The sequence below is a fragment of the Streptomyces sp. NPDC020983 genome (assembly GCF_044333485.1).
Lineage (GTDB): Bacteria > Actinomycetota > Actinomycetes > Streptomycetales > Streptomycetaceae > Actinacidiphila.
Window position 1 is genome coordinate 242813 of record NZ_JBIRRA010000009.1, and the last position, 17017, is coordinate 259829.

Annotated in this window: 17 protein-coding genes; 8 read left to right on the forward strand and 9 right to left on the reverse strand. The window is 75.0% G+C overall.

Translation table 11 applies throughout. The features are described from left to right. Window positions 1-30: 30 nt before the first annotated feature. From ACH4SE_RS22020 to ACH4SE_RS22030, 3 genes are all read right to left on the reverse strand, one after another. Complete coding sequence (locus ACH4SE_RS22020) at window positions 31-1167, reverse strand: PP2C family protein-serine/threonine phosphatase (RefSeq protein ID WP_398545110.1); 1137 nt, start codon at window positions 1165-1167, stop codon at window positions 31-33. A 69-nt stretch (window positions 1168-1236) separates the two neighbouring features. Further along, the gene (locus ACH4SE_RS22025) at window positions 1237-2490 is read right to left on the reverse strand and encodes an MBL fold metallo-hydrolase (protein ID WP_398545111.1); all 1254 of its coding nucleotides are present in this window, start codon (window positions 2488-2490) and stop codon (window positions 1237-1239) included. 51 nt (window positions 2491-2541) lie between these two features. Next, the gene (locus ACH4SE_RS22030) at window positions 2542-3477 is read right to left on the reverse strand and encodes a GNAT family N-acetyltransferase (protein ID WP_398545112.1); all 936 of its coding nucleotides are present in this window, start codon (window positions 3475-3477) and stop codon (window positions 2542-2544) included. A gap of 231 nt (window positions 3478-3708) precedes the next feature. Here ACH4SE_RS22030 and ACH4SE_RS22035 point away from each other — a divergent pair, with 231 nt between their 5' ends. The 6 genes from ACH4SE_RS22035 (at window position 3709) to ACH4SE_RS22060 (ending at window position 10704) form a co-directional block, all read left to right on the forward strand. Continuing rightward, entirely contained in the window at window positions 3709-4479 is a 771-nt protein-coding gene (locus ACH4SE_RS22035; RefSeq protein ID WP_398545113.1) for a GntR family transcriptional regulator, read from the forward strand. An 86-nt stretch (window positions 4480-4565) separates the two neighbouring features. After that, window positions 4566-4793: a ferredoxin family protein gene (locus ACH4SE_RS22040; protein WP_398545114.1), complete on the forward strand. Its 228-nt coding sequence runs from the start codon at window positions 4566-4568 to the stop codon at window positions 4791-4793. Between the two features lie 11 nt (window positions 4794-4804). Next, complete coding sequence (locus ACH4SE_RS22045; protein WP_398545115.1) at window positions 4805-6250, forward strand: ABC transporter substrate-binding protein; 1446 nt, start codon at window positions 4805-4807, stop codon at window positions 6248-6250. Further along, window positions 6247-7146, forward strand: coding sequence for an ABC transporter permease (locus tag ACH4SE_RS22050; RefSeq protein WP_398545116.1), 900 nt, complete (start codon window positions 6247-6249; stop codon window positions 7144-7146). The genes ACH4SE_RS22045 and ACH4SE_RS22050 overlap by 4 nt, the downstream gene beginning before the upstream one ends. Window positions 7147-7151: 5 nt before the next feature. Beyond that, window positions 7152-7958: an ABC transporter ATP-binding protein gene (locus ACH4SE_RS22055; protein WP_398545117.1), complete on the forward strand. Its 807-nt coding sequence runs from the start codon at window positions 7152-7154 to the stop codon at window positions 7956-7958. Between the two features lie 22 nt (window positions 7959-7980). Next, window positions 7981-10704, forward strand: a complete 2724-nt coding sequence (locus ACH4SE_RS22060) for a fumarate reductase/succinate dehydrogenase flavoprotein subunit (protein WP_398545118.1) — start codon at window positions 7981-7983, stop codon at window positions 10702-10704. Between the two features lie 210 nt (window positions 10705-10914). On the opposite strand, the gene ACH4SE_RS22065 is transcribed toward ACH4SE_RS22060, so the two are convergent. After that, the gene (locus ACH4SE_RS22065) at window positions 10915-11175 is read right to left on the reverse strand and encodes a DUF5302 domain-containing protein (protein ID WP_398545119.1); all 261 of its coding nucleotides are present in this window, start codon (window positions 11173-11175) and stop codon (window positions 10915-10917) included. Window positions 11176-11278: 103 nt separating this feature from the next. On the opposite strand from ACH4SE_RS22065, the gene ACH4SE_RS22070 reads away from it, so the two are divergent. Next, a complete protein-coding gene (locus ACH4SE_RS22070) occupies window positions 11279-12307 on the forward strand; it encodes a saccharopine dehydrogenase family protein (protein WP_398545120.1) in 1029 nt (342 codons plus the stop codon). Window positions 12308-12447: 140 nt separating this feature from the next. Here ACH4SE_RS22070 and ACH4SE_RS22075 read toward each other — a convergent pair whose 3' ends face one another. The 5 genes from ACH4SE_RS22075 to ACH4SE_RS22095 all read right to left on the reverse strand — a co-directional run bounded on the left by ACH4SE_RS22075 (window position 12448) and on the right by ACH4SE_RS22095 (window position 16341). Beyond that, window positions 12448-13263 carry an SAM-dependent methyltransferase gene (locus ACH4SE_RS22075; RefSeq protein WP_398545121.1) on the reverse strand — a complete coding sequence of 272 codons (816 nt, stop codon included), beginning with the start codon at window positions 13261-13263 and terminating at the stop codon, window positions 12448-12450. Window positions 13264-13349: 86 nt separating this feature from the next. Next, the gene (locus ACH4SE_RS22080; RefSeq protein WP_398545122.1) at window positions 13350-14174 is read right to left on the reverse strand and encodes an SAM-dependent methyltransferase; all 825 of its coding nucleotides are present in this window, start codon (window positions 14172-14174) and stop codon (window positions 13350-13352) included. Window positions 14175-14286: 112 nt separating this feature from the next. After that, window positions 14287-15105, reverse strand: coding sequence for an SAM-dependent methyltransferase (locus ACH4SE_RS22085; RefSeq protein WP_398545123.1), 819 nt, complete (start codon window positions 15103-15105; stop codon window positions 14287-14289). Window positions 15106-15231: 126 nt separating this feature from the next. Next, window positions 15232-15513, reverse strand: coding sequence for a DUF397 domain-containing protein (locus ACH4SE_RS22090; RefSeq protein ID WP_398545124.1), 282 nt, complete (start codon window positions 15511-15513; stop codon window positions 15232-15234). Between the two features lie 3 nt (window positions 15514-15516). After that, window positions 15517-16341 carry a helix-turn-helix domain-containing protein gene (locus tag ACH4SE_RS22095; protein WP_398545264.1) on the reverse strand — a complete coding sequence of 275 codons (825 nt, stop codon included), beginning with the start codon at window positions 16339-16341 and terminating at the stop codon, window positions 15517-15519. Between the two features lie 246 nt (window positions 16342-16587). On the opposite strand from ACH4SE_RS22095, the gene ACH4SE_RS22100 reads away from it, so the two are divergent. Then, a complete protein-coding gene (locus ACH4SE_RS22100; protein WP_398545125.1) occupies window positions 16588-16977 on the forward strand; it encodes an ATP-binding protein in 390 nt (129 codons plus the stop codon). The last annotated feature ends 40 nt before the right edge of the window (window positions 16978-17017 follow it).

Here is a 17017-nt window from a genome sequence, read left to right on the forward strand (position 1 = left end):
TCTGCTCCGCCGTACGCCCGGGCGCAGTCCTCAGCGGGCCCGCGGGGCGCCTCCGGTGCCGTCGCGGGTGCGGGTGATGGCGAGCAGGGCGGCGTCGTCGCCGAGGCGGCCGCCGCTGTACGCGAGCAGGTCCTCGCAGAGGTACCGCAGCAGGGAGTCGGGGTCGGCGGCGGACGGGAAGCCGGCGAGGCGCTCGGCGAGCGGGTAGAAGGCGCCCTGCCGGGAGCGGGCCTCGATCAGGCCGTCGGTGTAGAGCAGGAGCGTGTCGCCGTCGCCGTACGGGATCGGCACGTCCGCGGCGCCGCCGGCCGCCAGCAGGCCGGAGCCCAGCGGCGGCGCGGGGTCGGCGCAGTGCGTGGCCGTGACGGCGCCGTCCGCGCGGATCAGCAGCGGCGGCGGGTGGCCGCAGCAGGCCATCCGGGCCTGGCCGCCGGCGCCGGGCACTTCCAGCAGGAGCGCGGTGACGAAGTGCTCGCCCGGGTCCTCGCGGTCGTCGGCGACCTCCTCCATGTCGCGCACGATGCGCTCCTCCAGGGATTCGGCGAGCTCCGGCAGTGTCGGGCAGTACCGCGCGGTCTCCCGGAAGGCGCCGAGGACGGCCGACGCCTCGGCGATGGCGGGCAGGCCCTTGCCGCGGACGTCGCCGATGAGCACCCGGACGAGGTCGGGGCGCCGACGGGTGACGGCGAAGAGGTCGCCGCCGATCTGGGCGTCGTCCTCGGCGGCGAGGTAGCGCCAGGCGATCCGCAGCTCGCCGAGCCGGCCGGGCGGGGGCCGCAGCAGGACCCGCTGGGCGGTCTCGGCGACGAGTCTGGCGCGGGTGAGCTGCCGGGAGCGGCGCTCGCGGACGTAGCTGAAGAAGACGAGCAGGACCGACAGCAGGATCAGGGCGGCGAACTGCCACTCCCTGGCCACCGTGCCCGCCCCGCCGCCCGCCCAGGTCACGACGGCCTGTCCGCCGACCGCCACGAGGGCGATCAGCGCCGTACGCCCCGGCCCGGCGAACGACGCCGTCAGCGCGGGTGCGACGACCAGCATGGGGCTGAGGAAGACCTCCTTGGGCGACACCAGGTCGGCGACGGTGATGACGACGACGAGGGCGAACGGGACCACGAGCGCCAGGCCGGGTGTCCGTTCCGGCAGGTTTTCGAGCCGGCTGAGGTCCATACGGCCGATTTTAGGAGGTCCGGCACATGACGGACAGGCGATTGCCAGGCGGCCGGCGTAGGGCCGCCCTCACGCCTCCGCGGCCAGCTCGGGCACCTCCGCGGCACCGGGCGCGCCGGGGGGCCAGGGGGTCCAGCCGGCTGCGGGGGTCACCGCCACGGCGCGCCACCAGGGGTCGGGGGCCGGGCAGGCGGCGGGCTCGAAGGGCTGGCCGACGCGCGGGGTCGCGGAGGGCTGCGCGGCCGCGTGGGCGGCGAGCATGGTGCGCTCGGCGGGTTCGGCCCAGGGGTGGAAGGCGAGGTTGAAGGTGCCCCAGTGGATGGGGAGCAGGACGCCGCCGGGGCGGCCGCCCTGGAGGTCGAGGTGGGCGCGCAGGCCCTCGTCGGGGGTCATGTGGATGTCGGGCCACTGGCCCGGATCGGGTGTGCAGTCGCACGGCTCGCCCGGCGGGCAGCTCGCGTGGGCCTTGGGCCAGAACTCGCTGTAGGCGCCGATCTGGATCATCGTGGCGTCGAACGGGCCGTGCTCGGCGCCGATGGCGGCGAAACCGGGGAAGTAGCCGGTGTCGCCGCTGTGGAAGATGCGGTGGGTGCCGTCCGTCACGGCCCAGGACGCCCACAGGGTCTGCTGGCGGCCGCGCAGCCCGCGGCCGCAGAAGTGCCGGGCGGGGGTCGCGGTGAGGGTGAGCCCGGCGACCTCCGCCGACTCGTTCCAGTCCAGCTCGCGCAGCCGCGCGGCGGGCACGCCCCAGTGCTCCAGATGCGCGCCGACGCCCAGCGGGACGGCGAACACCGCGTCGCTGCGCACCAGCTCCACGACGGTGGGCATGTCGAGGTGGTCGTAGTGGTCGTGGGAGATCACCACCACGTCGACGTCGAGCCGGTTGACCGACGACAGCGGCAGCGGTGCGGGGTGGACGCGCCTGGGGCCCGCGAACGGGAAGGGCGAGCAGCGCTCTCCCCACACCGGGTCGAACAGCACGCGCCGGCCGCCGATCTCGGCGAGCACGGTGGAGTGGCCCATCCACGTCAGCCGCAGGCCGGAGGCCGGCGGGGTCGCGATGTCGGCGAGCGTCGTGGGGTGGACGGGGACGCGCCGGGCCGGCCTGCGCGGGATCCGCGCCTCCTTGCGGAGGTTGGCCGGCAGGGAGGTGAAGAAGTCGGCGCCGGGTCCCTGGCTGGTCGCCGTGGGGTTGACGAAGGCACCGTTCGCGTAGTTCGGCGAGTTCAGGATGCGTTCCAGGCGGGCGCCCGTGGGGTCGGCCCCGAACGGCGCGGGGCGCGCCCTCACGAGGCGGGACGGCGGGCGGCCGGCGCTGGTCACGAGTCCTCCAGGCACACAATCGTATGGTCGGCGGAATATCCGCCTGCTCCATTATGCGGGGGCGTGCCGCTCCTGCCGGGGCACACCCCGCCCCTCGCCGCCCTCGCCGGCGCCGAGGGCCACGCGCAGCCCGTCGCGAACGGGACGGTAACCGAGCCTGTGGTAAAGGCCGTTGCTGACCGGGTTCGCCAGGTCGGTGATCAGCAGGACACGGTGCACGCCCGCGTCGAGCGCGGCCTGCGACACGGCGGTCACCGCGCCCGCCGCGTAGCCCCTGCCGCGGTGCTCGGGCGGGGTGTAGACGGCCACGACCCGGACGGAGCCGGCCACTTCGAGGGTGCGGCCGGCCATCGCGACGGGCTCGCCGCCGGGACCGATCCACAGGGTGCGCAGGCCGTGCAGGATCGCGTCGTCGGCGACTGTGGGACGGCCCGGCAGGCCGTGGCCCATCTCGGCGTCCGCCGCCTCGTGCCAGCGGATCAGCAGCTCCCGGTCGGCCGCGTCGGCGATCCTCGCGTGCCCGGGCGGCCCCGGCACGCGCGGGGTCAGCGTGCCGAGTTCGTGGTAGCGGGTGCGCTCCACGACGCGGTACGCGGCCCCGGCCCGCGCGGACCAGGCGGCCGCGAACGCCGTGACGGCCTCGTGGTCGCCGCGCACCTCGGCGAGCGGCTCGCCCGCCCACGCGGCGGCCAGCTCGGCGGCCGCGGCGGCGGGGGCGCGGCTCAGCAGCGGGGGGTGCGGGGGCGTCCGCAGGAACGCGGCCCTGACGGCGGGGGTGTCCGGGTCGCCGTCGCCGTCCGCGGCCCCCGCCGCGGGCGGGCGCCACCAGCCGAGGACGGGCGGCTCCTCGCCGTACGCCGACGGGCCGCGGCGGCGCAGGGTGTCGGTCACCGTCAGCAGGACGGAGTTCTCCACGGGGGCGGCGAGCAGGAAGGGCTCGGCCGCGCGGAGGAAGTCGGCGGGGCTGTGGCTGAAGGTCCATCCCATGGGGCCATCCTCACGCGCCCGGCGCCCGCGGCGCACCCAGCTTTCCGTGGCCGCGGGTGGCGGAAGTTCCCGGCGGTGCACCGGAATGCCTGGTCAGCGGCCTGCGGACGGCACGTCAGATGGCGCAACACAGCAGCAACACCACCGGACGGCGGCCGTCGGTATGGTCCGTGTGCGGCGGTACGAGGCCGCCGTCCACCGACCGCGCCGAGACGACGCAGGAGCCCCCACATGGCAGCCGACGGCACGCGGGAGCACACCGCACCGGTCGCCGCCGCGCGGCGGCGCAGACTGCGCGCGGACCAGGCGCGGCAGCTCGCCGACCTGCTGCGGCGGCAGGTGCTGGCGCAGGGGTTCGGGGACGGGGTGCTGCCGCACGAGGACGCGCTCGTCGCCGAGTACGGGGTGTCCCGCAACACCGTGCGGCAGGCGCTGGACCTGCTGCGGGCCGAGCGGCTGGTGGAGCGGGTGCCGGGGCTCGGCACGGTCGTGGTCGGGCAGAAGTACCCGCACGGGCTCGACCGGCTGATGGGCCTGGCGGAGACGCTGCACGGGCACGGCCGGGTCAGCAACGAGGTGCGCGCGATCGGCCCGGTGCGCGCCCCGGCCGCGGTGGCCTCGCGGCTGCGGGTCGAGGAGCACGACGACGTGCTCTACGTGGAGCGCCTGCGGCGGCTGGACGGTCTGCCGCTGTCGCTCGACCTCACCTACGTACCGATGGACCTCGGCGCCGGGCTGATGACCGCGGACCTGGAGAACACCGACGTCTTCCGGCTGCTGGAGGAGCTGTCGGGGCAGCCGCTGGGCACCGCGGAGATCACCCTGGAGGCCGTCAGCGCCGACGTGCACTCCGCGGCGGTGCTGGAGGCCCCGCGCGGCTCCGCCCTGCTGATGCTGGAGCGGCTCAGCCACCTGTCCGACGGCCGCCCGGTGGACCTGGAGTTCGTGCGCTTCCGCGGCGACCGGATCACCATGCGCGGCCTGCTGCACCGGAGCGCCTGACCCGGCCGTCACCCGCCCCCGCCGTCACCGGCCGCCCCCGCGCGACCTGTTCCCGTCCTCACCCGACCTCCCGTCTGGAGACCGCCATGCCCGTGGTGCCGCAGCGCGCCGACGTACCCGTGACCATCGACGAGTCCCTGTGCATCGACGGCTGCACGCTGTGCGTCGACGTCTGCCCGCTGGACTCGCTGGCGATCGACCCGGACACCGGCAAGGCCTACATGCACGTCGACGAGTGCTGGTACTGCGGCCCGTGCGCCGCGCGCTGCCCGACCGGTGCGGTGACCGTCAACATGCCCTACCTGCTGCGATGAGAGGTGTCCTGATGCGCAAGCTCCTCGCCGTGGCGGGTGCCGCCGCGGCCCTGCTGCCGCTCGCCGCGTGCGGCTCGAACGCCGGCGGCGGCAGCGGCGGCCGGACGGTCACCGTGCACGTCGGCTACCAGTCCAAGACCATCAACACCGTGACCGCGGGCACCCTGCTGCGCTCGCGCGGCTACTTCGAGCAGCAGCTGGCCGCGCTCGGCAGACGCGACGGGACCACGTACACGGTGGACTGGCAGGACTACGCGACCGGGGCGCCGATCACCGCGCAGATGGTCGCCGGGAAGATCGACATCGGCTCGATGGGCGACTTCCCCCTGCTCATCAACGCCGCTCGCGGGCAGCAGCTGCGGCAGCCCACCGAGCTGGTGTCGGTGACCGGCTACAACCTGCGCGGCGGGCTCAACACCGTGGTGACCGCTCCCGGTTCGAAGCTCACCGGCCTCGACGACCTCAAGGGCGCGAAGGTCTCCACCAGCATCGGCTCGGCCGCCGACGGCACACTCGTGCGCGCGCTGCAGCAGCGCGGCCTCGACCCGGACAAGGACCTGCACAAGCTCAACCAGCAGCCCGCGGTGGGTGCTTCGGCGCTCCAGGCCGGCAGCGTGGACGCGCTGTCGCAGTTCGTCGCCTGGCCGGGGCAGCTGGTCTTCGAGGGCAGGGCGAAGGCCCTCTACGACGGTGCCGCGCTGAACGTGCCCACCTTCCACGGGGTCACCGTCCGCAAGGGCTTCGCGAAGCAGCGGCCCGCGGTCGTCGACGCCTTCCTGGCCGCGCAGATCCAGGCCACCGACTACCTGCACGCCCACCCGCTCGCGGCCGCGCGGTCCGTCGCGGACGCCACCGGGCTGCCCGCCGAGGTGGTCTACCTCTACAACGGGCCGGGCGGCATCGCGGCCTTCGACCCGACGCTCAAGCCGCAGCTGCTGGACGCCTTCGCCCGGGACGTGCCGGTGCTGGCGTCGGAGAAGCTCGTCGGGAAGATCGACATCAGCCACTTCGCCGACGACTCGTTCATCCGGCGGGCCGTCGGCGCCGGTTACGGCCGGCAGGTCGCCTCGCTCGCCAACCCGGCGCCGGTGCGGGGCACCGACCCGGTGTGCGGCGGCGCCGTCACCGACCCGGCGACGGCCAGCGAGGCGTGGCCGGCCGGGAAGGACACGACCGTGCCGCTGCGCACCCCGGCGTGCCTGCTGCGCTACCTCGCGGCCCACCCGGACAAGGGCGCGGTGCGCGCCTCGTACGTGCCGGACGCGCTGACCGGCACCCGCTGGTTCGCCGACCGGGCGGTGTGGGCGGTGGACCCGGCGGCCGCGCCGGACGCCCGCTACCAGCCCTTCACCACCCCCGACAACGCCCGCGCCTGGCTCGCGAAGCACCCCGGCGCGCGGCTCGTGGACCTCGCGCAGGCCGTGCGGGGCGCCGCCGCGGCGGGAGGGGCGGCATGAGCGCCCGTGCCGAGGGGGTCCTGCGCAGGCTGCTGCGCGCGGTCTCGCTGCTCGGCTTCCTCGGGCTGTGGCAGCTGCTGACCGCCGAACGCGTACGGCTGTGGGTGCACTTCGACCAGCTGCCGACCGTCGTCGACGTGGCCCGCGAATTCCGCCGCCGGCTCGGCACGTCCGTCTACTGGCAGGACCTGGGCGACAGCCTGGGGCGGATCCTGACCGGTTTCGGGATCGCCGCCGTGCTGGGGGTGGCCGCCGGGACCGCGATCGGGCGCTCGCGCGTGGCGGCCGACCTGCTCGGGCCGGTCGTCGAACTCCTGCGCCCCATACCGGCGATCGCGCTCGTCCCGGTGGCGATCCTGGTCTTCCCGGGCAACGAGCAGGGCATCGTCTTCATCACCTTCTGCGCCGCCTTCTTCCCGGTGCTGGTGAGCACCCGGCACGCGGTGCGCGCGCTGGCCCCGGTGTGGGAGGAGGCCGTGCTCACCATGGGCGGCGGACGGTGGCGGGTGCTGGCGCAGGTGGTGCTGCCGGGCGCGCTGCCGGGGATCTTCGGCGGGCTGTCGGTCGGCATCGGGGTGGCGTGGATCTGCGTGATCTCCGCCGAGATGATCTCCGGCGACTACGGGGTCGGCTACCGGACCTGGCAGGACTACACGGTGGTCGACTACCCGGGGGTGCTGGTCGGCATGGTCACCATCGGCCTGCTGGGCCATCTGACCTCCTCCGCCGTGGAGTTCGCCGGCCGCCGGGCGACCCGGTGGCTGCCGCGCACCGAACGGGCCGCGGACCGGGGGGCCTTCGGCCGCCGCACCGCGCGCCGGGGCCGTCCGGGGCCCGCCGCCGCACCGGCCGCCGGGCCCGTGTCCGTACCCGACTCCCTGACGCAGGCGAGGTGACCGCGATGACCGGTACGTCCGCTCCCTCCACCCCCTCCCCGACGACCGCGGGCGCCGCGGGCCCGCCGCCCGGGGAGGGGGCCCGGATCGCGCTGCGCGGGGCCGTGCTGGGGCGCCCCGGGGCGCCGGTGCTCGCCGGGGTGCGGCTCGACGTGGCGCCCGGCGAGGTGCTGGCCGTCGTCGGCGCCTCCGGGTGCGGCAAGTCGACGCTGCTGCGCACGCTCGCCGGGCTGCTGCCGCCGCTGGACGGCGAGGTGACCGCGGACGGCGCCCCCTTGCGCGGGCCGGGCGGCGGGCGGGCGCTGGTCTTCCAGGAGGACGGGCTGCTGCCGTGGCGCACCGCGCTGGGCAACGTCGAACTGCCGCTCGCCATTGCCCGGGTGGGCAGGGCCGAGCGGCGGCGGCGTGCGGCGGAATGGCTCGGGAGGGTGGGACTCGCGGGCTGCGAGGGCCGGCTGCCGCACCGGCTGTCCGGCGGCCAGCGGCAGCGCGTGCAGCTCGCCCGCGCGCTGGCCGGGCAGCCGCGGGCACTGCTGATGGACGAGCCGTTCGGCGCACTCGACGCGCAGACCCGGGCGGGCATGCAGCAGCTGCTCGTGGACGTGCTCCACGGCACCCGCGCCACCGTCGTGTTCGTCACCCACGACGTGGACGAGGCGCTCTTCCTCGGCGACCGCGTCGCCCTGCTCGGCGCGGCCGAGGGCGAGGCGGTGCGGCTCTTCACCGTGCCGCGGCCCCGCGACCGCGCCGCCCACGGCCTGCCCGCCACCACCGCCGTACGCCGTGACCTCCTTGCCGCACTCGGCAGTTGACGACCTCCGAAGGGCCCTCTCGATGGACATCCCCGAGCTGACCGACGCCACCGAGCTGAGCTGCGGCGTCCTGGTGATCGGCGGCGGCACCGCCGGGACCATGGCGGCGCTCACCGCCGCCGAGCACGGCGCCGACGTGCTGCTGCTGGAGAAGGCGCACGTACGGCACTCCGGGGCGCTGGCGATGGGCATGGACGGCGTCAACAACGCGGTCGTGCCCGGGCGCGCCACGCCCGAGGACTACGTCGCCGAGATCACCCGTGCCAACGACGGCGTCGTCAACCAGGCGACCGTGCGGCAGACCGCGACCCGCGGCCACGCCATGGTGCGGCGGCTGGAGCGCTACGGCGTGAAGTTCGAGAAGGACGAGCACGGCGACTACGCGGTGCGCCAGGTGCACCGCTCCGGCAGCTACGTGCTGCCGATGCCGGAGGGCAAGGACGTCAAGAAGGTCCTCTACCGGGTGCTGCGGCGGCGCGAGATGCGCGAACGGATCCGGATCGAGAACCGGGTCATGCCGGTGCGGGTGCTGACGGCGGGCGGCCGGGCGGTGGGCGCGGCCGGCTTCGACACCCGCACCGGCCGCTTCGTGACCGTACGGGCCGGCGCGGTGATCCTCGCGACGGGCGCGGCCGGGCGGCTCGGCCTGCCCGCGAGCGGCTACCTCTACGGCACCTACGAGAACCCCACGAACGCCGGGGACGGCCACGCGATGGCCTACCACGCCGGCGCGGAGCTCAGCGGCATCGAGTGCTTCCAGGTCAACCCGCTGATCAAGGACTACAACGGGCCCGCGTGCGCCTACGTGGCCAACCCCTTCGGCGGCTACCAGGTCAACCGGCACGGCGAGCGCTTCGTCGACTCCGACTACTGGTCGGGGCAGATGATGAGCGAGTTCGCCGCCGAGGTGGCCTCCGAACGCGGCCCGGTCTACCTGAAGCTGAGCCACCTGCCGGAGGAGTCGGTGGCCGCGCTGGAGACCATCCTGCACTCCACCGAGCGGCCCACCCGCGGCACCTTCCACGCCGGGCGCGGCCACGACTACCGCACCCACGACGTGGAGATGCACATCTCCGAGATCGGCCTGTGCGGCGGCCACTCGGCGTCCGGGGTGTGGGTCGACGAGCACGCCCGCACCACGGTCCCGGGGCTCTACGCCGCCGGCGACCTGGCGTGCGTGCCGCACAACTACATGATCGGGGCCTTCGTCTACGGGGAGCTGGCCGGGGAGGACGCGGCCGCCCTCCCGCCGTACACGGGGCCGCTCCCCGCCGAGCAGGTCGCGGCCGCGCACGAGCTCGTCTACCGGCCGCTGCGGAACCCCGACGGGCCGCCGCAGCCGCAGGTGGAGTACAAGCTGCGGCGCTTCGTCAACGACTACGTGGCGCCGCCCAAGAGCGGGGCCCGCCTCTCCCTCGCCGTCGAGACCTTCGACCGCATGCGCGGCGAGATCGCGGCGATGGGGGCGCGCACCCCGCACGAGCTGATGCGCTGCGCCGAGGTCGGCTTCATCCGCGACTGCGCGGAGATGGCCGCGCGGGCGTCGCTCGCGCGCACCGAGAGCCGCTGGGGGCTCTACCACGAGCGGACCGACCGCCCCGGGCGGGACGACACGCAGTGGCTCGTGCACCTCAACCTCCGCCGGGCACCGAACGGCTCGATGGAGTTCCTCACCCGGCCGGTCGCGCCCTACCTGGTGCCCGTCGAGGGCTACGCGCCCGGCGGCGGCGACGTGCGCGTCATCGGCGAGGTGCTGCCCGAGCAGGTGGCGACCGCCGGCCCGCGCGAGGTGCCGCCCGTCGACCCCGGCGCGGTCGCCCGCGGACCCGCCGCCCCCGCCCCCGCCGCCGGCTCCCCGCGCATCCTGGAGGTCCTGGAACTCGCCGAGGACGCACCGGAGACGGCCGACCTCGCCGGCTACCTCGGCGACCCGGACCCCGCGGTGCGGCGCGCCGCGGTCGGGGTGCTCACCGAGACAGCGCCGGACGGCACCGGTCCCGCGCTCGCCGCCGCGCTCGGCGACAGCGACCCCCTGGTCCGCGCCGCCGCCGGCGCGGGACTCCTGGAACTCGTCGAGGTGCTCCCCGCCACCCCCGGCCTGGAGGCCGCCCTCACGACCGCGCTCGACTCCCCCGACCCGACCGCCCGGGCCGCCGCCGCGGGCACCCTGCGGGCGCTGCGGCTCGGCGGCAGGGCGCTCTACGCGCGGGCACTGGGCGACCCCGAACCCCGCGTGCGCATCGAGGCGGTACGCGCGCTGGTCGCCCTCGCCGCCCCGGGCGACCTCGCCCCCGCCGCCGCGGACGCCTCCCGCGAGGTGCGGGTGGCCCTCGCCAAGAGCCTCGCCGCGGTGCCGCCGGACGCCCCCGAAGGCCCCGGCCCGCTCCTCACGCGGCTCGCCCGCGACGCCGACCCCCTCGTGCGGGCCGCCGCCCTGGAGACCGCGGGCGCGGCCGGCTGCCCCCCGCCGCTCGACGCCCTCGCCGGCGAGGCGATCCGCGAGACCGCCTGGCGGGTGCGCCGCGGGGCCGCGGTCGCCCTCGGGGCGGCCCCGCCGGACCTCGCCGTGCCGGCGCTCCTGCGTGCCGCCGCCGACCCGCACGCCGACGTCCGCCGCGCCGCCGTCACCTCTCTCGCGGCCCATCCCCCCACGCCCGAGGCCACGACCGCTCTCCGGGCCGCCTCGGCATCCGACCCCGACCCCGACGTCCGCGCCTACGCCCGCCGGGCCCTCCACGGGCGGTGACCCGCCGTCCCCGCACCCGGCGTACGGCGGGTGCGGCGGAGATTCCCGCCTCCACCACCCGTGCGGGCCACGGCACCGGCTGACGGCACACGCCCGCGGGGGTGACTCACCGCGGAGGGGCGCTCCGGCAGTGCCCCTCCGCCCCCGGGGCAGGCGGAAGCGCCCCGCGGCCGGGGGGCCGCGGGGCGCGGGGGCTGCGGAGCCGGGAGCTCAGCCGCTCTTGCGGCGGAATTCGCGCGGGCCCCCGGCCCGCCCGTGCGCACCGTGGATCTTCGAGGAGTCGGGCCCGGCCCCGCCCCCCGCCTGCGCGCGGCCCCCGCCGCGCTTGCGCTCGAGCGCCTCGCGGAACTTCCGCTTCACCTCGTCCTCGGCCGCTGCCTCCTCCACCGGGGCGTCGGTGGCGGAGGTGGCGGTTTCCGCGGCGGCTTCGGTCGTCTCTTCGGCCGCGGGGGCCTGCTGTTGGTCGGTCATGTCACAAGAGTCGCACGCCGGGGCCGCAGAACCCACCCGATATCGCCGGCGCGGGCGGCGCGTGTACGGTTCCGGTCACGCCCTCGCGAGGAGGATCAGATCCATGACCTGGCTGTTGTACGGCGCCACCGGCTACACCGGCCGCCTCATCGCCCGCCGTGCCGTCGCCCTCGGCATGCGGCCCGTGCTGGCCGGCCGCAGTGCCGCGAAGGTGGTTCCGCTCGCAGCCGAACTCGGTCTGGAGCACCGGGTGTTCGGGCTGGAGGACGCGGCCGGGGTGCGCCGCGGACTCGCCGGGGTGGAGAGTGTGGCGCACTGCGCGGGCCCGTTCGCGCGGACGGCGCTGCCGATGGCGCGGGCGTGCGTCGAGACGGGTACGGGGTACCTGGACATCACCGGGGAGATCGACGTCTTCGAGTCGCTGCACGCGCTGGGCGCGCGGGCCGCGGCAGCGGGCGTGACGCTGCTGCCGGGCGCGGGCTTCGACGTCGTGCCCACGGACTGCGTGGCGGCGCTGCTGGCGGCCCGGCTGCCGGACGCGACGCAGCTGGACCTCGCCTTCCTGACCGGCGGCGGGGCGAGCCCGGGCACGGTGCGCACGGTGGTGGAGAGCGCGGCGGAGGGCGGGCGGCTGCGGTCGGGCGGTGAGATCCGCACGGTGCCGTTCGGCTCGCGGCAGGTGCGGGCGGCCTTCCCGTCGGGCGCGCGGAACGTGGTGTCGGTGCCGTGGGGCGACGTCAGCACCGCCTACCACTCGACGGGCATCCCGGACGTCACGACGTACACGGCGGTGCCCGCACCGGCGCTGGCGGCCGGCCGGGTGCTGCGGTTCGGGCCGCTGCGCGGGGTCGTGGGCGGCGCGGCGGGGCGGCTGGTGCGCGGCCCGGGCGAGCGGGCGCTGAACGGTACGGGCTGCGAGGTGTGGGGCCGGGCGCGGGACGCGGCCGGCAACACCGTCACCGCGACGCTCACCGGCCCCAACCCGTACCGCCTGACGGTGGATTCGGTGCTGCGGATCGTGCCGCAACTGGCGGAGCTGCCGGACGGCTTCCAGACGCCGTCCCGCGCGCTCGGCGCGGGTTTCGCGGGCACCCTGGACGGCGTGTCGGTGACGGTCACGACGCTGCACTGAGGCGGGAGCGGTGCGGGGGCCCTTGCGGGCGGGCGGTGGGCGGCGGCCGGGCGGTACGAGAAACCCCCCGGCCGCCACCCTCCTTTTTCTTCCCCGGTGATGGTTGGTTCGTGGGCCCGCGGATCAGGCGGGCGCGCGGCTCACGCGGGCTTGCGCCCGACGCCGCCGTAGACGCCGATCGACGCGAGCTCGTCCGGCCCGGGCGGCGGCCCGTCCGGGCGCCACAGCGGCACCCGCACGAGGCCGGGCGCGAGCAGGTCGAAGCCGTCGAAGAGGTCCAGTACCCGGTCGTAGGGGCGCAGGGTCAGCTCGGCGGTCGCGGTGCGGTAGACGGAGACGGCCTCGCCGACCCGGTCGGCGTGGAAGTCGTCGGTGCCGTGCGAGAGCACCAGGTGGCTGCCGGCGGGCAGCGCGTCCCGCAGCGTGCCGACGATGCCCGCCGGGTCCTCGGCGTCCCCGACGAAGTGCAGGACGGAGGCGAGGAGGATCGCGACCGGTCGGCGTAAGTCGATCACCCGGGTGACCTCCCGCATGGCCAGCAGTGCGGCCGGGTCGCGCAGGTCGGCGAGGGCGAAGGAGGTGTTGCCCGTGCCGAGCAGCCGGGCGGCGGCGTGCGCGGCCACGATCGGGTCGTTGTCGACGTACGCGACGCGCGCGCCGGGGGCCACCGCCTGGGCGATCTCGTGGGTGTTGGGTGAGGTCGGGATGCCGGTGCCGATGTCGAGGAACTGCCGGACCCCGCTCTCGGCCAGGTGCCCGACGGCACGGCGCAGGAAGTCGCGGTTGGCACGGGCGCTGTCCACCACGTCGGGCGCGGAGGTGATCACCTGCTGCGCCGCCTCGCGGTCGACGTGGTAGTTGTCCTTGCCGCCCAGATAGAAGTCGTACATGCGGGCCGGGTGCGGCCTGCTGGTGTCGATGCCGCCGTACCACCTGGTGGTCTGCTGCTGAGTCACCACGGCTCTCCCCCCTCGTCTCGGTTCCCTCGCTGCTGTACGGTGCTGGTCCGGCCGCCGGTGCGGCCGGTGGTTCGCGGTGCGGGTCAGAGCTTCGTGCCGACGCCGGCGTACCCCCCGACGCGCGCGAGTTGCGCCGCGGTCGGCAGCGGGCTGTCCGGGCGCCACAGCGACGGCTGGACGAGCCCGGGGTCCTCCAGGTCGAAGCCGTCGAAGAAGCCCAGGATCTGCTCGTACGGCCGGGTCACGGTGGCGGCGGCGCGGTGGTCGCGGTGGACGCGGCGGGCCTCCTCGATACCGGACTCCGGCGAGTGGAAGTCGGCGGTGGCGTGGCTGAGGACCAGCCGGCTGCCGGCCGGCAGCCGGTCCCGGTAGGCGGCCACGAGCGCGGCGGGGCGGGCCTCGTCCGGCACGAAGTGCAGGACGGCCGACATCATGAGCCCGATGGGCCGGTCGAAGTCGATGAGCTTGCCGATCGTCGGGTGTCCCAGCACGGTCTGCGGGTCGCGCAGGTCGGCCAGGAAGAAGCCGGTGTTGGCCACGCCCAGCAGGTGCGACCCGGCGTGCGCGGCGACGATCGGGTCGTTGTCGATGTACGCGACCCGGACGTCCGGCGAGACCGCGTGCGCGACCTGGTGGGTGCTGGGCGCGGTCGGGATGCCGGTGCCGATGTCGACGATCTGCCGGATGCCGTTCTCCACCATGTACCGCACGGCCCGGCGCATGAAGGCCCGGCTCGCCCGCGCGGTGGGCACGATGTCCGGGAAGACGTCGATCATCCGCCGGGCGGCGTCGCGGTCCGCCGCGAAGTGGTCGCCGCCGCCGAGGTAGTAGTCGTAGATGCGTGCCGGGTGCGGCCTGGCGGCGTCCGGCTCCGCGACGGTGGATACCACGGTGGAAACCTGGGACATCAACGGCCCTCCTCCGGTTGCTTCGTGACAGGACGGTGCGGGCGGTACTGATGGTGCGGTTCGTACGGGTGGTGCCGGTCGTGCGGGTGGTGCCGGTCGTGCGGGGCCGCGGTCAGCGCTTGACGCCGACGCCGCCGTAGAAGCCGATGCGCGCGAGCTCCTCCTCCGGCGGCACCGGCCCGTCCGGGCGCCACAGCGGCGGCTGGACGAGACCGGGCTCGACCAGCTCGAAGCCGTCGAAGAACTCCAGCACCCGGGCGTGCGAGCGCAGGGTGAGGGTCGCTGTGGCCTGCCGGTCCTCGTAGACGTCCCGGGCCTCCCCCGCGTCGCCGTCGAGTTCGTGGAAGTCGCCGGTGGTGTGGCTGAGGATCAGGTGGCTGCCCTTGGGCAGGGCGTCCCGGAAGGCCGCGACGAGGGCAGCGGGGTCCTCGTCGTCCCTGACGAAGTGCAGGATGGCGACGAGCATCAGTCCGACCGGCTTGCCGAAGTCGATCAGGTCGCCGATGGTCGGGTGCCGCAGGATGCTCTCCGGGTCGCGCACGTCGCCCAGGAAGAAACCGGTGCTGCCCGCGCCCAGCAGATGCGCCCCCGCGTACGTCGCCACGATCGGGTCGTTGTCCACGTAGGCCACCCGGGCACCGGGGGCCGCTTCCTGTGCCACCTGGTGCGTGTTGGGCGCCGTGGGGATGCCCGTGCCGATGTCGATGAACTGCCGGATCCCGCTCTCCGCCGCGAACCGCACGGCCCGGTGCATGAAGGTCCGGTTGCTCCGCGCCATGGCGACGATGTCCGGGAAGAGGTCGATGACGCGCTGCGCCGCCTCCCGGTCCACCTCGTAGTTGTCCCGTCCGCCGAGGTAGTAGTCGTACATGCGGGCCGGGTGCGGCCTGCTGGTGTCGATGTCCTCGGCGGTGAATCCCTGGTCGGTCAAGGCCGTCCTCCGGTCAGTGGCCTCGCTGGTGTGCGGGCTCTCACATGCTGTGGCGCGGTGCTGCGGGTCTCGCGGTGGTGCGGGTCGTGCGGTCCTGCGGGTGGAGCGGGTCGTGCGGGACGGTCGTCAGCCGAGCAGGAAGTCCGCTTCGCCGGCCTTGGCGCCCATGATGAAGGTCGCGATCTCGTGGTTGGTGTAGATCAGCGCCGGCCCGTCGGGGTCGGTGGACTGGCGGATGGCCACCCGGCCGTCGTTGAGCCGCTTCGCCTCGACGCAGGAGCCGCCGTTGCCGCCGCTCCACGGCTTGCGCCAGCCGTCGACCCCGAGTTCGTTGGCGGGCATCCCGTTGTAGATGCCGTCGTACACGTCCTCGTAGCCACGTATGCCGTCATTGCCGACGCGATCCATCGTTCAGATCTCCTTGCGCATGCCATCGAGGATGGCTTTGGTGCTGTGTGCTGGCGCGGCTTGCGCGCACATCCGGTCCAGTGCCTCCAGAAAGGCCGAGACGTCGTCGCGCTCGTCGAAGTAGACGCCGCTGACCAGGCTCTCGGAGTACGCGATGTCCGGGATCTCCTGGAGCTGGAACCGGAAGATGTGGAAGGGCCCGTACATGGCCGGGTGCGGGCCCGCCGCGAAGGGCATGACCTGGAGCCGGACGTTGGGCAGTTCGGTGGCCTCGATGAGCCGGTCGATCTGCTCGCGCATGACCCTGCGGCCGCCGATGGGGCGGCGCAGGACCGTCTCGTCCATGACGACCCACAGCAGCGGCGCCTTCTCCTTGCGCAGCAGTGACTGGCGTTCGGCGCGCAGCGTGACCAGCCGGTCGATCTCGGCCGCCGCGGTGTGCGGCTGGCCGGCGTGCAGCGTGGCGCGGGCGTAGTCGGGGGTCTGGAGCAGGCCCGGCACGTAGTGGGGCTCGTAGGCGCGGATGACCGAGGCCTCGCCCTCCAGGCTGACGAACGCGCTGAACCAGTCCGGCAGCACGTCGCGGAAGCTGTGCCACCAGCCGGGGCGGTTGGCCTCGCGGGCCAGTGCGAGGAAGCCCGAGACCTCTTCGGGGGAGGTGATGCCGTAGGTGTGGAGCAGCTTCTCCACATAGGGGATCTTGAGCCCGACCTCGGCCTTCTCCATGCGGCGGATGGTCGCGTGCGTGACGTCCAGCGCCCGGCCGGCCTGCTCGAAGCTGAGTCCGGCCTGCTCGCGCAGGTCCTGCAGGCGCTTGCCCAGCACCATGCGCAGGACGGTGGGGGCACCGCCCGGCCGGGGGTCCATCACGGTGTCCTCCTCCAACTCCCGTGGCTGATACGCAGTCTGTCATGTTGTCAGCGCACACAACAGCATGTAGCGCCGATTCTGTAAATTACAGATCGGACCTTGCCATGTGTCCCACGCGACCCCCATAGTTACAGAGTGGTTCCTTCACCTGATGCCCTCCGGTGTGAACACCGAGACGGTGTCGGCCTCCCCGGTCGCCGTGACGTGTTCCGGCTGCCCGCGCTGAGCGCGTCCGTCGCGGACGCCCGCGGGCGGATACGCGCTCGCCTGCACGAGTGGGGGCTGTGCGCGGAGACGCGCGACGACGCGAGCCTCGTCGTGACGGAACTGTTCACCAACGCCGTACGGCACACCGACAGCGAGAAGATCACCTGCGTGCTGCACGACGCGGGGAGCGTCGTACGGGTCGAGGTGACCGACCAGGGCCGGGGCGACGCGGTCCCGGCGGCCGGGGTCGCGCGGGCCGACGAGGAGGGCGGGCGGGGGCTGCTGCTGGTCAGCGTGCTCTCGCTGGCATGGGGGTCGGATCCGGCGGAGGACGGTACGGGGCGGGTGGTGTGGGCCGAACTGGACTCGCACCGCCCGCCCCGCTGACGTACCGCCTCCGCCGGGTCCGGCGGCCTCGCCGCCCGGG

Coding starts and splice junctions, on each gene's coding strand:
- ACH4SE_RS22020 (WP_398545110.1), bottom strand. CDS start 1,167: ATGGACCTCAGCCGGCTCGAAAACCTGCCGGAACGGACACCCGGCCTG.
- ACH4SE_RS22070 (WP_398545120.1), top strand. CDS start 11,279: ATGACCTGGCTGTTGTACGGCGCCACCGGCTACACCGGCCGCCTCATC.
- ACH4SE_RS22030 (WP_398545112.1), bottom strand. CDS start 3,477: ATGGGATGGACCTTCAGCCACAGCCCCGCCGACTTCCTCCGCGCGGCC.
- ACH4SE_RS22065 (WP_398545119.1), bottom strand. CDS start 11,175: ATGACCGACCAACAGCAGGCCCCCGCGGCCGAAGAGACGACCGAAGCC.
- ACH4SE_RS22050 (WP_398545116.1), top strand. CDS start 6,247: ATGAGCGCCCGTGCCGAGGGGGTCCTGCGCAGGCTGCTGCGCGCGGTC.
- ACH4SE_RS22095 (WP_398545264.1), bottom strand. CDS start 16,341: ATGGTGCTGGGCAAGCGCCTGCAGGACCTGCGCGAGCAGGCCGGACTC.
- ACH4SE_RS22035 (WP_398545113.1), top strand. CDS start 3,709: ATGGCAGCCGACGGCACGCGGGAGCACACCGCACCGGTCGCCGCCGCG.
- ACH4SE_RS22080 (WP_398545122.1), bottom strand. CDS start 14,174: ATGTCCCAGGTTTCCACCGTGGTATCCACCGTCGCGGAGCCGGACGCC.
- ACH4SE_RS22055 (WP_398545117.1), top strand. CDS start 7,152: ATGACCGGTACGTCCGCTCCCTCCACCCCCTCCCCGACGACCGCGGGC.
- ACH4SE_RS22045 (WP_398545115.1), top strand. CDS start 4,805: ATGCGCAAGCTCCTCGCCGTGGCGGGTGCCGCCGCGGCCCTGCTGCCG.
- ACH4SE_RS22090 (WP_398545124.1), bottom strand. CDS start 15,513: ATGGATCGCGTCGGCAATGACGGCATACGTGGCTACGAGGACGTGTAC.
- ACH4SE_RS22040 (WP_398545114.1), top strand. CDS start 4,566: ATGCCCGTGGTGCCGCAGCGCGCCGACGTACCCGTGACCATCGACGAG.
- ACH4SE_RS22060 (WP_398545118.1), top strand. CDS start 7,981: ATGGACATCCCCGAGCTGACCGACGCCACCGAGCTGAGCTGCGGCGTC.